This window comes from Streptomyces sp. NPDC052721, assembly GCF_040678315.1.
Classification (GTDB): domain Bacteria; phylum Actinomycetota; class Actinomycetes; order Streptomycetales; family Streptomycetaceae; genus Streptomyces.
The window spans coordinates 17,430-34,922 of record NZ_JBFATL010000014.1 but is presented as its reverse complement, the minus strand read 5'-3'; the positions used below and the strand labels follow the sequence as shown (position 1 = coordinate 34,922).

Sequence of the window (17,493 nt, the reverse complement as noted above, 5' to 3'; positions counted from 1 at the left end):
CCGGCCACCGGTTTCGGCGTCACCTCGTCGGCGGATCGGCGCCGTCCCCGGCCAGGGCGTCCCCTCCGAAGCGGCCGTCGCGGTCACCGTCGTGCCGTTCGTGTCGCGCGTCGCGGCTTCGCGGAACGCTCCCGCTCCCGCTCGCGTGGCCGTCACCGGCGCCGGCGATGACGACGACCTCGTCACCGGTGGTCCAGCGCCGGCGGTCGGTCTTGGGCGGGTTGACGCGCAGCCCGTGGCCGGGGGCGCGGCCGGTGCCGGCGTGGCTGCGGTACCCGATGGCGCACTCGCCCCGGTCGCGCGCCGCGGCGACCACCGTGGCGAAGGACGCCTCCTGGCCGGGCAGTACGTAGTCGGCGGCCGACCGCAGATGGATCTGGGTGCCGCCGGCCGAGAACAGCTCGTCGAACACCGCCGCCAGGTGGCGGTTCTGGGAGATCTGCGCCATCAGCAGCCCGATGAGCTTGCCGCTGATGATCACGTCGGCTCCCGGGCCGAGCGGTGCGAGGGGCCGGTTGCCGTCGTCGGTCAGTTCGGTGACCACCGGCAGTTCCCGGCCGATCCGCTGTTCGAGGTGGCGCAGCACGAGCAGGGTGACGAGCGTGCGGTTGTCCGGCTCCTCCGGGGCCTCGCCGGGCCGTGGGTCCTGACCGAGCACGACGACGCTGTCGTAGGAGGCGATGTCCAGGCCGTACAGCGTCTCCGGCCGGGTGGTGTCGCCCCTGCGGTGCACACACCCCCAGTCGGCGCCGCCGGCGTCGCACGCGGTCCGCACGGTCGTCTCGTCCTCGTCCGCCACCACGTCGGCGACGGAGCCGGGTGGTGCGTTGCGGCCCCATTCCCGCAGGATGAGCGGCGCCCGGCGATTCCAGCCCAGCACCAGCACCCGCTCCGGCCGCGTGTCCCGCGGCCGTGGGCCCGCCATGAGCCGCTCCTCGACGCACCACGTGCAGTCGGCGAGTTCGGCGGTGTCGTCGTCGGCGGTGATGACGATGATCTGGTCGTCCGGCCCGATCACCGTGCGCGCCGGAGGGTTCAGCCACGGCACACCGGCACGGATCAGCCCGACCGCGCTCGCGTGGCCGTAGGAGAGCAGCACGTCACCGAAGTCCCGGCCGACCAGCGACGGGTGTGAGGTCGGGTAGAACTCGTGCCCGGCGAAGTCGAGGAGCTCACGGTGGACGAGGGACAGCCCCGGGCGGCGCGCGGCCTGGGCGATGAGCCGGGCGGTGACCGTGTCGCTCTCCACGACGATGCCGCGCTCTCCCGCGGCCAGTCGGGCCGCCAGCAGATAACTGCCGTCGCGGACCGCGGCCACGACGGGCGCGGTGGCGCCGTCCCCGGATGCCGTCGCCCGCAGGGCCAACAACGTCTTGACCACGTCCGCGTCGCCGCGCGAGTCGTCGGGCGGCAGCACGAGCACCGAGCCGGCCGTGGCCGGACTGGTCAGCGCCAGCACGGCCGGATCGGCCGGCGGACCGCTGCGGCAGATCAGACGGGTCCGGCCGGTGGGACCCACCTTGCTGTACAGGGCCTCCTCCATGGCCGTCTTGTCGCGGTCCGCCAGGACGGCCACGGCCGAACCCCGCTGGTTGGCGCCCGCCGCGACCAGTTCGCCCACCACCGTGAACACCTGCTCCGACCAGCCGAGGACCACCACATGGCCGTGCTCCACCAGCGTGGAGCGTCCGCGCCGCAGGGCGATGAGCCGCTCGGTCAGCCCGGTCGTGATGAGCCCGACGAGCGTCGAGACGTACACCAGGGCGACGAGGGCCAGCAGCACCGACAGCAGCACCCGCAACGGGGTGCCGGTGGTACCGCCCAGCCGCAGCGTCTCGCCGGTCAGACGCCAGACCTGCGCCAGTTTCCCGGGCAGGCCGGCGGGGGCGTGCGGAGCCGTCCACACCAGCACCGCGCTCGCGGGGACGACGAGGGCCAGGCAGACCACCACCAGCCAGCCGACCAGGGCCGAGGTCCCGCGCGCCAGGGTCGTGTCGAACCAGTACCGCGCTCGGGCACCCAGCCCAGGACGCCGCTGTTCCACCTTGTTCCCCCTCCGTACACAGGCCCGTAGGGGGCAGTGTCCTGACCCGGCACCCCGCGCCGCGCGGCACGGCGCGGGGTTCATCCCTTCGCCGTAATCGGGTGCGGCAGGACCCCCTCGGCGTGCCTCCGTGCACCCCGGTCCCACCGGTTTGAACGGCGGCCTTCCCTCGTCCGTGGCAATTCGCCGCGACCCCGGGCGCACCGGCCCCGTGGGCCAGTAGAAGTTCGCCATGACCGAAGATCACCAGGCGGACGCCGGCAACGGCGGCCTGACCAGGCGCACGCTCACGACCGCCGCCGGCACGACCGCCGCGGCCACCGTCCTCGGCGCGGGCAGCGCGGCGGCCCTGCCCGCCCCGGCGCCCCCTCGGGCCCCCGCCCCGGCGGCCCCCGCCAGCGCCCGTGGCGCGGACGTCGACCGCTGCCTCGCCGCCGCACGGGCCCTGCTCGTCGTGGACTCCGGCGACCGGCCCCTCGTCCCCGGCTACCAGCGGGTGCTCAGGGACGGTCTCCCACGACGCCGGGCGGGCGGGCCCAAGAGCGTCCTCGTCATCGGGGCGGGCCCGGCCGGCCTCGTCACGGCCTGGCTGCTGAAGCGGGCCGGACACCGCGTGACCGTCCTGGAGGCCAACGGCAACCGGGCGGGCGGACGCATCAAGACCTTCCGCCGCGGCGGCCACGAACGGGCGGCGCAGCCCTTCGCCGACCCCCGCCAGTACGCCGAGGCCGGCGCGATGCGGCTGCCCGGCAGCCACCCGCTGGTGATGGACCTCATCGACCAACTGGGCCTGAAGAAGCGGCCCTTCCACTACGTCGACGTCGACGCGGACGGACGTCCCGCCTCCCACACCTGGATCCACGTCAACGGCATCCGCACGCGGCGCGCCGACTACGCCCGCGCACCCCGGCGGATCAACCGCTCCTTCGGCGTCCCGCGCGCCCACTGGGACACACCGGCCGCCGCCATCCTGCGCTCGGTCCTCGACCCGGTGCGCGACGAGTTCAGCACGGTCGGCCCGGACGGCAAACGCATCGACAAGCCGCTGCCCGAACGCGTGCGGGGCTGGGCCAGGGTGATCCAGCGCTTCGGCGACTGGTCGATGTTCCGCTTCCTGACCGAGCACGCGGGCCTGGACGAGCGGACGGTCGACCTCATCGGCACCGTCGAGAACCTCACCTCACGGCTGCCCCTGTCCTTCGTCCACAGCTTCATCGGCTCCTCCCTGATCAGCCCGGACACGGCGTTCTGGGAGCTGGAGGGCGGCACGGCCGTCCTGCCGGACGCCCTGCTGGCCAAGGTCCGCGACGCCGTGCGGTTCGACCGGCGGGTCACGCGGATCGAGTACCACGACCCCGACCGCGCCGGCGGCGACACGGCACACGTCCACGCCAAGGGACCCCGCGTATGGGTGGACACCGTTTCGGAGGGCCGAGGAGGCCCGGTCGAGCGGGAGCAGTTCACCGCGGACGCGGCCGTGGTGACCGTGCCCTTCTCCGGCCTGCGGCACGTGCGGATCAGCCCGCCGATGTCGTACACCAAGCGCCGCGCGATCACCGAACTGCACTACGACTGCGCGACCAAGGTGCTGCTGGAGTTCAGCCGCCGCTGGTGGGAGTTCGACGAGGCCGACTGGAAGCGGGAACTGAACCGCATCGAACCCGGTCTCCACGACGCCTACCGCACCGGCCGCACCCCCGGCGACGGCCGCCTGCTCGGCGCGCACCCCTCCGTCCCGCGCGGACACATCACCCCCGGCCAGCGCGTGCACTACGCCGCCCACCGTGCCGTCGCCCGCGACCAGCCGGAAGCGGCCGGCGTCATCGGCGGCGGCTCGGTGTCGGACAACGCCAACCGGTTCATGTACCACCCGTCCCACCCGGTCCCCGGCAGCGAGGGCGGGGTGGTCCTGGCCTCCTACAGCTGGGCGGACGACGCCCTGCGCTGGGACTCCCTCGACGACGACGCCCGCTATCCGTACGCCCTGTGCGGCCTGCAAGAGGTCTACGGCCAGCGGATCGAGGTCTTCTACACCGGCGCGGGCCGCACCCAGAGCTGGCTGCGCGACCCCTACGCCTACGGCGAGGCCTCCGTCCTCCTGCCCGGCCAGCACACGGAACTGCTCCCGTCCATCCCGGCCCCGGAGGGACCCCTGCACTTCGCGGGCGACCACACCTCCGTCAAACCGGCGTGGATCGAGGGGGCGCTGGAATCCGCCGTGCGCGCCGCCCTGGAGGTCCACACGGCGTGAAGAGCTAGCTCTCGGCCAGGATCTCGTCCGCGTCCACGATCCGGTAGGCGTACCCCTGCTCGGCCAGGAAACGCTGCCGGTGGGCGGCGAAGTCCTGGTCGATGGTGTCGCGGGCGACGACCGAGTAGAAGTGGGCCTGGTGGCCGTCGGCCTTGGGGCGCAGCACCCGGCCGAGCCGCTGGGCCTCCTCCTGCCGGGAGCCGAAGGTGCCGGACACCTGGACGGCGACCGTGGCCTCGGGCAGGTCGATGGAGAAGTTGGCGACCTTCGACACCACCAGCACGCTGATCTCGCCCTCGCGGAACGCGTCGAAGAGCTTCTCGCGCTGCGCGTTGGAGGTCTCGCCCTTGATCACCGGGGCGTTCAGATGCTCGCCCAGCTCGTCCAGCTGGTCGATGTACTGCCCGATGACCAGGATCTGCTGCCCGGCGAACCGGCGGACGATCGCCTCGGTGACCTTCCGCTTGGTCTCCGTCGTGGCGCAGAAGCGGTACTTCTCCTCCGTCTCGGCCGTCGCGTACGCCAGCCGCTCGGAGTCGGTCAGGTTGACCCGGACCTCGACGCAGTCGGCGGGCGCGATGTAGCCCTGCGCCTCGATCTCCTTCCAGGGCGCGTCGAACCGCTTGGGCCCGATGAGGGAGAACACGTCCGACTCGCGGCCGTCCTCGCGCACGAGGGTGGCCGTGAGCCCGAGCCGCCGTCGCGCCTGGAGGTCGGCGGTGAACTTGAACACGGGCGCGGGCAGCAGATGCACCTCGTCGTAGACGATCAGGCCCCAGTCCCGGGAGTCGAACAGCTCCAGGTGCGGGTAGACGCCCTTCCGCTTGGTCGTCAGCACCTGGTAGGTCGCGATGGTGACCGGCCGGATCTCCTTCTTCGTGCCGCTGTACTCGCCGATCTCGTCCTCGGTCAGCGAGGTCCGCTTCACCAACTCGTGCTTCCACTGCCGGGCGGAGACGGTGTTGGTGACGAGGATCAGCGTGGTCGACTTCGCCTGGGCCATGGACCCGGCCCCGACCAGCGTCTTCCCGGCGCCGCAGGGCAGCACGACGACCCCGCTGCCGCCGTGCCAGAAGTTCTCCACGGCCTGCTTCTGGTACGGCCTGAGCGCCCAGCCGTCCTCCAGCAGCTCGATCGGGTGCGCCTCACCGTCGACGTACCCGGCGAGGTCCTCGGCCGGCCAGCCCAGCTTCAGCAGCGTCTGCTTGATCTGCCCGCGCTCGGAGGGGTGCACGGCCACGGTGTCCGGGTCGATCCGGGCGCCGACCAGCGGGGCGACCCGCTTGGACTTCAGCACCTCCTCCAGCACCGGCCGGTCGGTGGTGGTCAGGACCAGCCCGTGCGCGGGGTGCTTGGACAGGGTGAGGCGGCCGTAGCGGTCCATCGTCTCGGCGATGTCCACGAGCAGCGCGTGCGGCACGGGGTAGCGGCTGTACTGCACCAGGGCGTCCACGACCTGCTCGGCGTCGTGCCCGGCGGCGCGCGCGTTCCACAGGCCGAGCGGGGTGACCCGGTAGGTGTGGATGTGCTCGGGTGCCCGCTCCAGCTCGGCGAAGGGCGCGATGGCCCGCCGGCAGTCGTCGGCCCGCTCGTGGTCGACTTCCAGGAGCAGGGTCTTGTCGGACTGGACGATCAGCGGACCATTCACGCGCGGCACACCCTTTCCATGACGGCCAAACGTCCAGTGTGCCTCATACGGCCGGGGGGCTCCATGGCCGCAAGATCGGCGGCGGCACCGGACCCCGGGCGCAACCCCCTCGCCCCGCCGCGAGTCCTGACACACGACAAGGCGGCGCGGGCGCGCGGCCGGGTGAGGAGTTCAGGGATGTCGGCACGCAGATGGGCCGTCGGCACCGGAGCCGTGGTGGTACTGGTGGCCACCGGCACCTGGGCGATGCGGCCGGGAACCGTCGACACGCGGCTGTGGGACGAGATACGGCCGGTCATCGAGGCCCGGCTCGCAGCGGAGAGCCACGGCACCGGCTACGGCGAGGACGTCCCCGGGCTGCACACGCGCTGGTTCTGCCGGGCCGAGGCGCTCGACGTGGCGGAGCACGGCGGCGAGGTGCGCGCGGGCGTCGACACGCTGTGCCTGGAGTACGGGATGCGCGACGGCGGCCTGGTGGAGTGCGGCGGCGGACGGGGCCCACAGGTGGTGCGGCTGGTGCGGGACCCGCACGGCGGTTACCGGGTGGTCTCGCGCGAGGCACCGCCGGACGGCGCAGGGAACGAGGACTGGACCGAGGCCCACTTCGGTCTCTTCGCCCGCGCCGCCCTGGACGACACGATGCCGTCCGACGCCCTGGAGAGAGCCGCCCGCGCCCACTTCGGCCTGCCCGCGGACACGCCGGTCGGAGACTGCTAGGCCCTGTCGTCAAACTCCCGTCTGCCGCGCGACGCCATGCACGCACTCTCGCCGCACCGGGCCCCGACCCAAGTACATCCAGTACGAGGGCCGGGGCCCGGCACGCCGAGAGCACGCACCTGACGCCGCGCGGCCCGCCCTCCGGGCGGACGACGGGAGTTTGACGACAGGACCTCGGGCCTGTCTGGCCCTAGGAACGACCTCAGTCGTCCGCCAGCTCGGCGACGCCGGTGACGCGGTGCAGCGGGAACGTCCGCACCTCGTCCGCTGTGTGGTCGTACGCCGTCACGAAGCCGCCCTCGACCCGGATCGGCGCGATGACCCGCTGGCTGGCGGCGCCCTCGGCGTTGACGTAGCCGATCCACACCGAGTCGCCGGTCAGGACGGCGGCCTGCATGGTGGCCAGGGTCTCGGCGGAGGAGGTGCGGGGCAGCTCGCCGCCCGCCAGGGGCTCGCCGACGGGCTTGCGCGGGGTGGTGGCGGCCAGATCACCGGCCCGGATCGCGCGGATCGCCGCCGCGAGCAGCGTGGCGTCGGGCGGCGGCGGCCCGTCCGGCACCGGCTCGGGCGCGGTGCGCGGCGGGGTGCGGTGGGCGTGCGCGCGGGTGATCAGCACATCGCCCTCGGCGGACTCGGCGGCGGGCGCGTACCCCATCGCGCGCAGGCCCTCCAGCAGCGTCGCCGGGTCGGTCGGGGCGGCCAGCACGGTCGGCGCGAGGCGACGCAGGCCCAGCGCGGCGGCGCGCTTGTCGGCGAGGATCTCGTTCAGCAGGGTGTCGTCGTCGCAGCGGACGTACGCCGAGGCCGCGCCGACCCGCAGGTGGCCGTGCCTGCGGGCCACGTCGTCGATCAGATAGGCGAGCGGCTGCGGGACCGGGGTGCGGGAGTGCTCGGTGAGAAAGGCGTGCAGGTCGGCGGCGGTCCGGCCGGCGTCCAGGGCACGGCGGACGGACGCCGGTGTGAACCGGTACACGGTCGCGCCGCCCTTGGATTCCACGTCCGCGAGCACCCCCAGCATGTCCGCGAGCGGGCGCCGCAGCGGACCGGGCGCCACCGCCGTCAGGTCGGCCTGGAGCAGCACGTGGTCCAGCGGCTCGGGCAGCAGCGGGGCGAGCAGCCGGGCAGCGGCGGCGGCCGCGACGCCCTGCTCGGCGGGGGAGAGGGGCACGGGCCGCTCGGGGGCCCGGTGGTGGTGCACCGGAAGCTTGTCACCGGGGCCGGTGGGCGCGGGGGAGCCGGCGGCGGGGGTCGCCGGGGCGCCGGTGGCGGCGCCGGACCTCGCGGACCCGGCCCCGGCGGCAGCCGGCGCCCCCAGCAGCGCGCGCCCGGGGGACGACAGCGCGCCCCGGCCCGTCACCCCCAGCAGTTCCGCCTCCGACAGGGTCCAGCGAGCGAGCCGGGAGCGCAGGTCGTCGTCGCGGGCACCGTCGCGCCGAGCACCCCGCAGGGGCCGCTCCCAGCGCAGCCGGGCCAGCACCGACTCCGCGTCCGGCGCCGCTCCCTGCGGCAGCGCGGCCAGCAGGGACAGCACCCGGTGCCGTACCTCGGGCGCGGCGGAGCGGTCGAGGCCCGGACCGAGCGCCGACAGGGTCCGGTCCTTCGCGTCCCGCCCGCCGACCAGCCCCGGCGTACGGGTGGCCGTCAGCCAGGCCTGGGCGAGCCGGGCCCAGCGCTCGGCCGGAGGCAGCTCCAGCCACTCGTCGTAGGCCGGGGTGGCCGCGTACCGCTCGTCGGCCTCGCCGTCGGAGGCGATCAGGCCGGCCGCGTAGGCCAGCTCGACCCAGAAGGCGGCGACCGGCTCCGACACGTCCAGTGCCACGGCGGTCCGCTTCAGGTCACGGACGCTCAGCCCGCCCGCCCGCAGCACCGCCGGGCCGCCCTCGTCCCAGTCCTTCAGCAACTCCTCCACGGTGGCCAGCGCGGTGTACGCCTGCCCGGCCGCCGTCGCGTCCACCACCTGCGGGCTGTGGGTCGCGGCCGGCGCCACGGCGGGCGGCAGCGGCTCGGTCGCACGGTGGGCGCGGCCCTCGCGCAGATGCAGGGCGACCTCGCGGGGCAGCACGACCGTGCCCGGCGCGGTCGGCAGCAGCAGACCGCGGTCCAGCAGCCAGCGCAGATGCGCCGCCGGATCGGCGGTGACCTGCCCGTACGGCGGCCCCCACACCAGCCGGGACAGCACCTCGCGGGCCGCCTCCGGGGCCCCGGTGAGCAGCTTCGCCATCTTCGTGCGGTGGGTGAACAGCCCGGTCAGCGCGGCCACGGCGGACACCGAGTCGTGGGTCGACGGCAGCCCGGCCGTCGTCACGATCTCCTGGATCCGCCCCGGCGACATGCCCGAGGTGGCCTCCTGCACGGTCGGCCCCAGTCCGGTCGGGGACGGGTGCTGCGGGGACGGCGCGAGCAGCTCGCGGGCTGTCCGCACCAGCCGCAGCCGGTCGTCGTCGCCCCACACCAGCGCTTGCTCGCGCAGGGTGGCGACGGCCCGGGGCAGCTCGCGGGCGACCGTCTCGTCGCCGGCGTCCCCGGCCATCAGAGAGAGCAGTGTGTCGTAGGACGCCGGGTCCGGGGCCACGGCCAGCGCCTCCGCCGTCTGCAGCGCGAACCGGTCCAGCCGCTCCAGAGCGCGCAGCACCGAGGCGCGGGTGCCGGCGCGGGTGGCGAGCTGGGTGAGGTCGGTGGGGACGGGGGTGATGAGGTCCGGGCGGCTGCGCAGCAGCGCGGCCAGGGAGGCGTCGTCCCGCGCGCGGAGCGCCTCCGCGAGGGACCGAGGGGCTGAGTGGGCCTCGGGGCTCATCCGGCCAACGGTAGCGGACTTCCCCATGCCGAGGGCATGCCGCGAGAAGCGGTACGGTCCTCACGGGGTATCAGTCGGCGTCACCCCGGAGGGGTTCCGTGGGCATCGAGAGCGACCAGGTCGTCTACGAGTATCTGAGCCGCGTCGGAGACATCGCCCAGCAGCGCCAGCTGCCGTCGGCGACGCGGATGCGGCTCGTGTCGGAGCTGCGGAACGAGATCGACCGGTTCCGGGCGCAGACGACGGTGGACTCGCCCGCCGCCGTCCGCCGCATCCTGGAGCGCCTGGGCAGCCCGGACGAGGTGGTCGCGGCGGCGGGCGGCACCGGCGGCCTCCCGCAGGCGCCGCCGACCGCGGTACCGGCGCAGCCCTCCTCCCGGGAGCGGGCACCGGAGCCGGCGCAGCGGGAGCGGCCGAAGGGTCTGCGCCGGGTCGTGCCGCGCCCGCGCCCCGCCGAGCCCCAGCCGCCCGCCACGCGCGACACGCCCGCCCCGCCGCATCTCGCGCCCGCGCACGAACTGGGGGACGCCACGGCACCGCCCGACTGGTGGCGCGTCGGCACTCCTGTGAGCGACGCCGACCCGGTACCGGGGTTCGTCGGCGGCGTGGAGATCCCGGAACTGCTCAAACGGCCACCGCGGGCGCCTTCCGCCGAGAAGGCCGATCCTGTGGTGGAGCCCGCCGAGGCCGCGCCGGAAGCAGCGCCCGCCAAGCCCCGCCGGCTCCTCCCCGTCCCTTCCGCCGGCTGGTCCAACCCCCTCCTGCTGCTGGCCGCCGCCGCGCTCGTCGCCGGTGCCGTACTCGGCAACTGGTTCGCGCTGCTCCTCGGCTGGGCCATCGCCTACGGCTCCCGGCGGCTGACGCCCGCGGAGACCAGGTGGGCGGTGATGGTGCTGCCGGGCGCGGCGCTCGCGGCGGGGCTGGTGTGGCTGTGGGGGCGCGCCGAGGGCCGCTGGGGCGACCCGATCGCCCAGGGCCACATGAACGACGCGGTGGGCGACACCTGGCCGTGGGTGGTCAGGGGAGCAGCGGTCGCCTCGGCCCTGTTCCTCCTCTGGCGCTCCCAGCGCAAGCGCTAGCGCTGGCACGGCGCGGTTGCGCAGTTCCCCGCGCCCCTTGACCAAGCTGCGGCTGACGCGGCCGGTAACGGGCACCCCCACGGCGCAGCCCCACCCGGCCCGGCCGCCGCAGGCACCCGGCACAATGGCCCGCATGGCCTCCTCGCTGACCGTCGGCTTCGACCTCGACATGACCCTCATCGACTCCCGGCCGGGCATCCGTGCCTGCTACCTGGCCCTGGCGGAGCGGACGGGGACGTTCATCGACGCCGATCTGGCGGTGACCCGGCTCGGGCCGCCGCTCGCGGAGGAGCTGATCCACTGGTTCCCGGCCGACGAGGTGCCGGCGGTGGCCGACCTGTACCGGGAGATGTACCCCTCCATAGCCATCGCCGCGACGCCCGCCATGGACGGCGCCCGGGAGGCGATCGACGCGGTGCGGGCGGCCGGCGGACGGACGATGGTGGTGACGGCGAAGTACGAGCCGAACGCCAAGCTGCACCTGGCCCACCTCGGCATCGAGCCGGACGTGGTCGTCGGCGACCTGTGGGCCGAGCAGAAGGCGGCGGCACTGCGCGAGTACGGCGCGGGCGTGTACGTCGGCGATCACGTCGGGGACGTGCGCGGTGCCCGTGCGGCGGGTGCGTTCTCGGTCGCCGTGGCGACCGGCCCGTGCCCGGCCGGCGAGTTGCACGCGGCTGGCGCGGACGTCGTCCTGACGGACCTGTCCGCGTTCCCCGCGTGGCTCACCGGCTACCGAGAGGCGCCCGGCGCCGCGCCCCTCGCCTGACGCCGTCCGGCGGCGACGGAGCGCAGGACACCCGCGCCGGCCACGAGGAATCCGACGGCCATGAGCATGCTCAGACCGAACATGTACGTCGGAAAAGGCTTCGCCCCGAGGAACAGCGGGGCCACCGTGACGAGGGTGGCCACGGCCCCGAGGAAGAAGACGACGGCACCGGCGCGGATCAGTCGGTCACCGGGCGCGGCGGAATTCGTTTGGGTTTTGTCACGCACCGGACCAGGGTAGTTCCCTGCGCGAGAGAACAACCGGGGGACGTCTTGTCACCCGCCCCAAGACCATTAGCCTTGGTACCGGCGGGTCATGGTCGACCCGCTCTAGTGCTATCAAGAGCCGTTTCCGAAGTAGTTTTCCCGACGAGTACGAGGACGAGGACAGACGTGCCTACCGGCAAGGTCAAGTGGTTCAACAGCGAGAAGGGCTTCGGCTTTCTCTCCCGCGACGACGGCGGTGACGTCTTCGTCCATTCCTCGGTTCTCCCCGCCGGAGTCGATGCGCTCAAGCCGGGACAGCGCGTGGAGTTCGGTGTCGTCGCCGGTCAGCGCGGTGACCAGGCGCTGTCGGTGATCGTGCTCGACCCGACGCCGTCCGTCGCCGCCGCCCAGCGCAAGAAGCCGGACGAGCTGGCGTCGATCGTGCAGGATTTGACGACCCTTCTCGAGAACATCACGCCGATGCTGGAGAAGGGCCGTTACCCGGACAAGGCCTCCGGCAAGAAGATCGCCGGTCTGCTCCGCGCGGTCGCCGATCAGCTGGACGTCTGAGCCGTATCCGGAGGCCCTGCCCCCCTTTACGGGAAAGCGAGCGCGTCCGGGCCGAGGGGCGGCACCAGCCCCTCGGCCGCCGCGCGCGTGAGCAGTCCCCGGATCGCCGCGTAGCCGTCCTCGCCGAGGTCCGCGGTGAACTCGTTGACGTACAGCCCGATGTGCTGGTCGGCGACGGCCGGGTCCATCTCCTGGGCGTGTTCCATGACGTACGGCCGGGAGGCCTCCGGGTCGTCCCAGGCGGCCCGTACGGAGGCGCGGACGGAGTCGGCGAGCCGGCCGAGCCGCTCGGCGCCCAGCGACCGCTTGGCGATGATCGCGCCCAGCGGGATCGGCAGCCCGGTGGTGTGCTCCCAGTGCTCGCCCATGTCGGCGAGCTTGTGCAGCCCGTAGTTCTGGTACGTGAACCGGGCCTCGTGGATGACCAGGCCCGCGTCCACCTTGCCGTCCCGCACGGCCGGCATGATCTCGTGGAACGGCATGACGACGATCTCGCCGACCCCGCCCGGCAGGATGTCGGCGGCCCACAGCCGGAACAGCAGGTACGCGGTCGACTTCTCGCTCGGCACGGCCACCGTACGGCCCGTCAGGTCGGCGTCGGCGTCCCGGGTGAGCACCAGCGGGCCGCAGCCCCGCCCCAGCGCACCGCCGCACGGCAGCAGCGCATACGTGTCGAGGACGTACGGCAGGACGGCGTACGACACCTTCAGCACGTCGAACTCGCCGCGCTCGGCCATGCCGTTGGTGATGTCGATGTCGGCGAAGGTCACGTCCAGCGCGGGGGCGCCGGGGACGCGGCCGTGGGCGAGGGCGTCGAAGACGAACGTGTCGTTCGGGCAGGGGGAGTACGCGATCTGCAGCGGTTCACCGGTCATGTGCGTTCCAACTCTCCAATGCGGGCGCGAGTTTCCCGAAGCCCTCGGTGAGGGCGGCGAGGGCGTCACCGATGCGCCAGGCGGCGCGGTCGCGGGGACCCACCGGGTTGGAGACCGCGCGGATCTCCAGCACGGGCACGCCGTGCGCGGCGGCGGCCTCCGCCACCCCGAACCCCTCCATGCCCTCGGCGAGCGCGCCGGGGTGCCGGTCGCGCAGGGCGGCGGCGCGGGCGGCCGTGCCGGTCACCGTGGAGACGGTCAGGACCGTGCCGGTCCGGGCACCGGTGGCCTCGGACACGGCTCGTACGAGTGATCGCGGCGGACGGTGGGTGACGGTCCCGAATCCGAGTTCGGTGACCGGGAGAAATCCGTCGGCGGTCTCGGCCCCCAGGTCGGCGACGGTGATCGCGTCGGCGACGACGAGCGAGCCGACGGGCGCCCCGGGCGCGAAGCCACCGCCGATCCCGGCCGAGACGACCAGACCGTAGGGGCGGCCGGCCAGCGCGGCGGCGGTGAGGGCGCCGGCGGTCGTGGCGGCGGCGAGCGCCGGGCCGACGCCGGCGGCGAGCAGGTCCCAGCCCGTGGCCGTACGGACCAGGGACGCGCCCGGCAGCCGTACCTCCCCGGCCGGCGCGGGCAGCCCCCGGGCCACCGCGTCCCGCTCGACGGGGACCGCGGTGGCGACGAGGACCGGAAGAGACGTCGTGATCAGGCCTTCTTCAGCTTGAAGGACCACATGCCCTTGTTCGTGTTCTCGCCCATCCGGATCGACAGGGTGTTGGTGTTGCCCTGGGTGCCGTACTGGACGTTGAAGAACGCGCTGCTCGGGATCGTGCGGTACGTCTCCTTGCTGGAGTCGCTGAACTGGCGGCCGTTGACCAGCACGATCCAGCCCGCGTCCGCGATCTTCGGGTCGACGCCGATACGGACGGTCTGGTCCTGACCGACCTTGATGGACTTGACGTCGTCGGCGTTCTTGACGCACTCCTTCAGCGACTTCTCGTCCAGCGCCTTGCCGTCGTTGTAGCAGACGGCCTCGGAGTTGACCGAGTCCCCGCCGACGGTGAGCGTCGCGACGGGGGTCGGCTTGTCACAGGCCGACAGGACGAGCAGTCCGGCGGAAACGGCGCCGGCGGCGGCGACGACGCGGCGGCGTCGCGCAACGCGGTGTACATCAGCGGCTTCGCCGCGGGGCAGCGTGGTCATGGCCGAAGGCTATCGGGCGCCCCGAGCCGTCCGCCCACGTGGGGTACGGCGTGCCCGGTTCGTTACGCCACGCGTGCCCGTGCCCCCACGGCGTCACGCCACCCGGGTCCGGCCACCGTGCCGGGCCGAGGCGAGCAGCCCCTTCAGCGTGCTCAGCCAGCCGGCGGCCACGAACGCGGCGCCGACCAGCAGCCCGGCCGTGCCGTTGAGCGGCATCACGATGCCGACCGCGCCACCGAACACCCACGCCATCTGCAGCAGCGTCTCCGAGCGGGCGAACGCCGAGGTACGCACCAGCTCGGGCACGTCCCGCTGGATCAGCGCGTCCAGCGCCAGCTTGGCCAGCGCCTGCGCGAACCCGGCGACCGCGGCCAGACAGGCCACCAGGAACGCCCCGAAGAAGAGGGCCGCGACGAGCGCCGTACCGAGCACCACCGCGACCACGGTCACGATGATGATCTCCGGCGCGCGGGAACGGAGCCAGGCCCCCACGGCCGTACCGAGGGCGTTGCCCGCGCCGGCCGCGACGCCCACTATCCCCAGCGACACCGCCGCGCTCTCCCCGGTCAGCGGATGCTCGCGCAGCAGGAAGGCGAGGAAGAAGATCAGAAAGCCGGACAGACAGCGCAGAGCGGCGTTGGCGCCGAGCGCGTGCGTGACGGCCGGCCCGACCGTCCGCAGCCCCGGCCGCTTGACCTGCTCCCGGCGCGGCCCGTGCAGATGCTGCTCGTCGGCCGCGAGCAGCGCCACGTCCTCGCCCTTGGCCGAGTCCACCTTGGGCGGCAGGGAGAACGACAGAAACGTACCGGCAATGAAGATCACGAAGGCGCCGTAGAGCGGCCACGGATCGCCGAGGGCGTGCAGCCCCGCCGCGACCGGCGCTGCGGCACCGGTGGCCAGCAGCCCGGCGAGGGTCACCCGGGAGTTGGCCTTCACGAGCGAGAACCGCGGGGGCAGCAGCCGTGGTACGACGGCACTGCGGACCACTCCGTACGCCTTCGACGCCACCAGCACGCCCAGCGCGGCCGGATAAAGCTCCAGACCGCCGCTCGCCACCGCCCCCGAGATGATCAGCGACAGCAGGGCCCGCGCCAGCATCGCCCCCGCCATCGCGGCCCGCCGCCCGTGCGGCAGCCGGTCCAGGAGAGGACCGATCACGGGCGCGAGGACCGTGAACGGCGCCATGGTGATGGCGAGATAGAGGGCGACCCGGCCGCGCGCCTCGTCGGTCGGCACCGAGAAGAACACCGTGGACGCGAGCGCCACGGTGACCATGACATCCCCCGCGCCGTTCACCGCGTGCAACTCGATCAGCTTGCCCAGACCCGACTCACCAGCGCCGTGCGCGTGCGTGGCCCTGCGGATGCCCCGGGCTGCGCCGGTCACGGGAAAGTGCAGGGCACGGCCGACCGAGCGGACGGCACCACCCACCCGGCCCGAACCGCCGCCCCGACCATTCGCCCTGTCCGCGGCTGCCACGACGTTCATAGTGCCCCGAGACACGGCTGGATAGTGCGGATCGGACGGGTGTGGCGGCACACGACCCCGGTCGGCGCAGGCAGAGGGGCGGGTGGGAATATGCGCGAATCCCGTCCGGTGTAGCGTGCCTATCTCAGCCATAACGCAGAATGGATGGCAGAGGTGCGCCCAGGCGCGCGGATGCAGACGTCGATGCGGTCCCCAGGTCCGCTCCGTCGGCGAAACCGCCGGAGGCAGCCGCACTCGACGAGACGGCGTAGGAGAGAAGCGATACCTGTGAGCGCAGCGACAACGCGAAGCCGCACCCCCGACCGCCTGTGCGCCGAGGCCGTCGACCTCGCCCGCACCGCCGCCGAGGAGGCCGCCGCGCCCGGCGTGGTCGGCGAGCACGCCGGCCTGGTCTCCGAGGGCGACCGCGTTGTCACGCACTTCTTCGAGTGCGAGGAGCTGGGCTACCGCGGCTGGCGCTGGGCCGTGACGGTGGCCCGCGCCTCCCGCGCCAAGATCGTCACGCTCGACGAGGTCGTCCTCCTCCCCGGCCCCGACGCCCTCCTCGCCCCCGAGTGGGTCCCGTGGAGCGAGCGCCTGCGCCCCGGCGACCTCGGCCCCGGCGACCTGCTGCCCACCGACCAGGACGACCTGCGCCTGGAGCCCGGCTACACGGGCGAGGAGGAGCCGCCGCCGAACTCGGCGGTCTCCGAGGAGATGCGGGAACTGGCGGAGGCCGAGGACGCCGACGTCACGCCGGGCGCCCCCGCCGCCCAGCCGACGACCCCGTCCCGCGGCTCCATCGCGTCCGTCGCCGAGGAACTGGGCATGCGCCGCGCCCGCGTCCTGTCCCGCTACGGCCTGCACAGCGCCGCCGACCGCTGGGAAGAGTCCTTCGGCCCGAAGACGGCCATGGCCCAGGCGGCCCCCGCCACCTGCATGACCTGCGGCTTCCTCACGCCCATCGGTGGCTCCCTCGGCCAGGCCTTCGGCGTCTGCGCCAACGAGTTCTCCCCGGCGGACGGCCGCGTGGTCTCCCTCGCCTACGGCTGCGGCGGCCACTCCGAGGCGGCGGTCATGCCGAAGCCCCCGCAGCCGGCCCCGCCGGTCGTCGACGAGACCCGGGTCGACCCCTTCCCGCTCCGCCCGGCCCGCGACTCCGGCTCGGTCCCGGAGACCGGCGACGACGAGACAGCGGAACTCGGCCACTCCTGACCCTGAAACTGCGGTACGGCACGATCCCGCCGCCCGGCGCTGAGACGGTTGCCGCCGGGCCGCCCGCTTCTTTGGCCAGTGTCGTGCTTCCGCGAGCCGAGTAAAGGGCGCTGCGCGTCGCCTTCGGCGATGGGCCTCCGGCCCACCCTTGACTCGGCTCACTCCAGCACGAGGGAGAAGCGAGCGGGCGGCCGGGGCAAAGTGGCCGCCTACCGGTGCGGGCCCGTGGGCAAGCCGGGTCCGCCCCCGGCGCTAGGGGTACGCGGTCGCGCCTCGCCTGCACGCCGGGTGGGTTCGGCGGCTTGGGGTGGGTGGGGGGGAGGGAGGGGGAGGGGGTGGCGTCCCATGAGCCCCTGGGGTCACACGGGCCCGGTGATTGGCGGATTTGGGCCACCCCCAGCGGACCTCCCGCCACCTGACCTACCCCGCATCTTGGCCCAATCGCGCCAATCACCCTCTGGAGGGGCGAGGCGAGGCCCCCGGGGAGTCCCGGGACTCCCCGGATTCCCGGGATGAGCCGCAGCCGCCGATCCCACCCGGCGTGCTGGCGAGGCGAGACCGCGCCCCGCCCACTCACCGTTCGCCGCTGAACCGGCCCGGCGTGCTGGCGAGGCGCGTTCGCGCGTCCCCCGCCGACGATGCGGACCCAGCC

Annotated in this window: 14 protein-coding genes; 6 read left to right on the top strand and 8 right to left on the bottom strand. The window is 73.9% G+C overall.

What is annotated here, in order from left to right:
• Positions 1-19: 19 nt before the first annotated feature.
• Positions 20-2,044, bottom strand: a complete 2,025-nt coding sequence (locus tag AB0L21_RS15980; RefSeq protein ID WP_365784529.1) for an NAD-binding lipoprotein — start codon at positions 2,042-2,044, stop codon at positions 20-22.
• 232 nt (positions 2,045-2,276) lie between these two features.
• Between AB0L21_RS15980 and AB0L21_RS15975 the strand changes: the two genes are divergently transcribed.
• Complete coding sequence (locus tag AB0L21_RS15975) at positions 2,277-4,295, top strand: NAD(P)/FAD-dependent oxidoreductase (protein WP_365784527.1); 2,019 nt, start codon at positions 2,277-2,279, stop codon at positions 4,293-4,295.
• A gap of 4 nt (positions 4,296-4,299) precedes the next feature.
• Here the strand turns inward: AB0L21_RS15975 and AB0L21_RS15970 are convergent, their stop codons facing one another.
• On the bottom strand, positions 4,300-5,943 hold the full coding sequence (locus AB0L21_RS15970; protein WP_365711098.1) for a DNA repair helicase XPB: 1,644 nt from the start codon (positions 5,941-5,943) through the stop codon (positions 4,300-4,302).
• A 177-nt stretch (positions 5,944-6,120) separates the two neighbouring features.
• On the opposite strand from AB0L21_RS15970, the gene AB0L21_RS15965 reads away from it, so the two are divergent.
• Positions 6,121-6,660 (top strand): hypothetical protein, encoded by a 540-nt coding sequence (locus AB0L21_RS15965; RefSeq protein WP_365784525.1) that lies wholly within the window; start codon positions 6,121-6,123, stop codon positions 6,658-6,660.
• A 202-nt stretch (positions 6,661-6,862) separates the two neighbouring features.
• Here AB0L21_RS15965 and AB0L21_RS15960 read toward each other — a convergent pair whose 3' ends face one another.
• Positions 6,863-9,454, bottom strand: coding sequence for a helicase-associated domain-containing protein (locus tag AB0L21_RS15960; RefSeq protein WP_365784523.1), 2,592 nt, complete (start codon positions 9,452-9,454; stop codon positions 6,863-6,865).
• 98 nt (positions 9,455-9,552) lie between these two features.
• Here AB0L21_RS15960 and AB0L21_RS15955 point away from each other — a divergent pair, with 98 nt between their 5' ends.
• Together AB0L21_RS15955 and AB0L21_RS15950 are read left to right on the top strand one after the other, a co-directional pair.
• On the top strand, positions 9,553-10,533 hold the full coding sequence (locus AB0L21_RS15955; RefSeq protein ID WP_365784521.1) for a hypothetical protein: 981 nt from the start codon (positions 9,553-9,555) through the stop codon (positions 10,531-10,533).
• 124 nt (positions 10,534-10,657) lie between these two features.
• Positions 10,658-11,302, top strand: a complete 645-nt coding sequence (locus AB0L21_RS15950; protein ID WP_365708976.1) for an HAD family hydrolase — start codon at positions 10,658-10,660, stop codon at positions 11,300-11,302.
• On the opposite strand, the gene AB0L21_RS15945 is transcribed toward AB0L21_RS15950, so the two are convergent.
• Positions 11,266-11,529, bottom strand: a complete 264-nt coding sequence (locus tag AB0L21_RS15945) for a hypothetical protein (RefSeq protein WP_030989395.1) — start codon at positions 11,527-11,529, stop codon at positions 11,266-11,268. The two genes, AB0L21_RS15950 and AB0L21_RS15945, sit on opposite strands and share 37 nt — an antisense overlap.
• 165 nt (positions 11,530-11,694) lie before the next feature.
• Between AB0L21_RS15945 and AB0L21_RS15940 the strand changes: the two genes are divergently transcribed.
• Positions 11,695-12,078, top strand: a complete 384-nt coding sequence (locus tag AB0L21_RS15940; protein WP_014673396.1) for a cold-shock protein — start codon at positions 11,695-11,697, stop codon at positions 12,076-12,078.
• 26 nt (positions 12,079-12,104) lie between these two features.
• Here AB0L21_RS15940 and AB0L21_RS15935 read toward each other — a convergent pair whose 3' ends face one another.
• From AB0L21_RS15935 to AB0L21_RS15920, 4 genes are all read right to left on the bottom strand, one after another.
• A complete protein-coding gene (locus AB0L21_RS15935; RefSeq protein ID WP_365708980.1) occupies positions 12,105-12,953 on the bottom strand; it encodes a 1,4-dihydroxy-6-naphthoate synthase in 849 nt (282 codons plus the stop codon).
• Positions 12,943-13,689, bottom strand: a complete 747-nt coding sequence (locus tag AB0L21_RS15930) for a futalosine hydrolase (protein ID WP_365784519.1) — start codon at positions 13,687-13,689, stop codon at positions 12,943-12,945. The genes AB0L21_RS15935 and AB0L21_RS15930 overlap by 11 nt, the downstream gene beginning before the upstream one ends.
• On the bottom strand, positions 13,662-14,159 hold the full coding sequence (locus AB0L21_RS15925; protein ID WP_365708984.1) for a DUF2771 domain-containing protein: 498 nt from the start codon (positions 14,157-14,159) through the stop codon (positions 13,662-13,664). The genes AB0L21_RS15930 and AB0L21_RS15925 overlap by 28 nt, the downstream gene beginning before the upstream one ends.
• A gap of 93 nt (positions 14,160-14,252) precedes the next feature.
• The gene (locus AB0L21_RS15920) at positions 14,253-15,647 is read right to left on the bottom strand and encodes an MFS transporter (protein WP_365708986.1); all 1,395 of its coding nucleotides are present in this window, start codon (positions 15,645-15,647) and stop codon (positions 14,253-14,255) included.
• 267 nt (positions 15,648-15,914) lie between these two features.
• Here AB0L21_RS15920 and AB0L21_RS15915 point away from each other — a divergent pair, with 267 nt between their 5' ends.
• Positions 15,915-16,841 (top strand): DUF3027 domain-containing protein, encoded by a 927-nt coding sequence (locus AB0L21_RS15915; RefSeq protein ID WP_365784517.1) that lies wholly within the window; start codon positions 15,915-15,917, stop codon positions 16,839-16,841.
• The last annotated feature ends 652 nt before the right edge of the window (positions 16,842-17,493 follow it).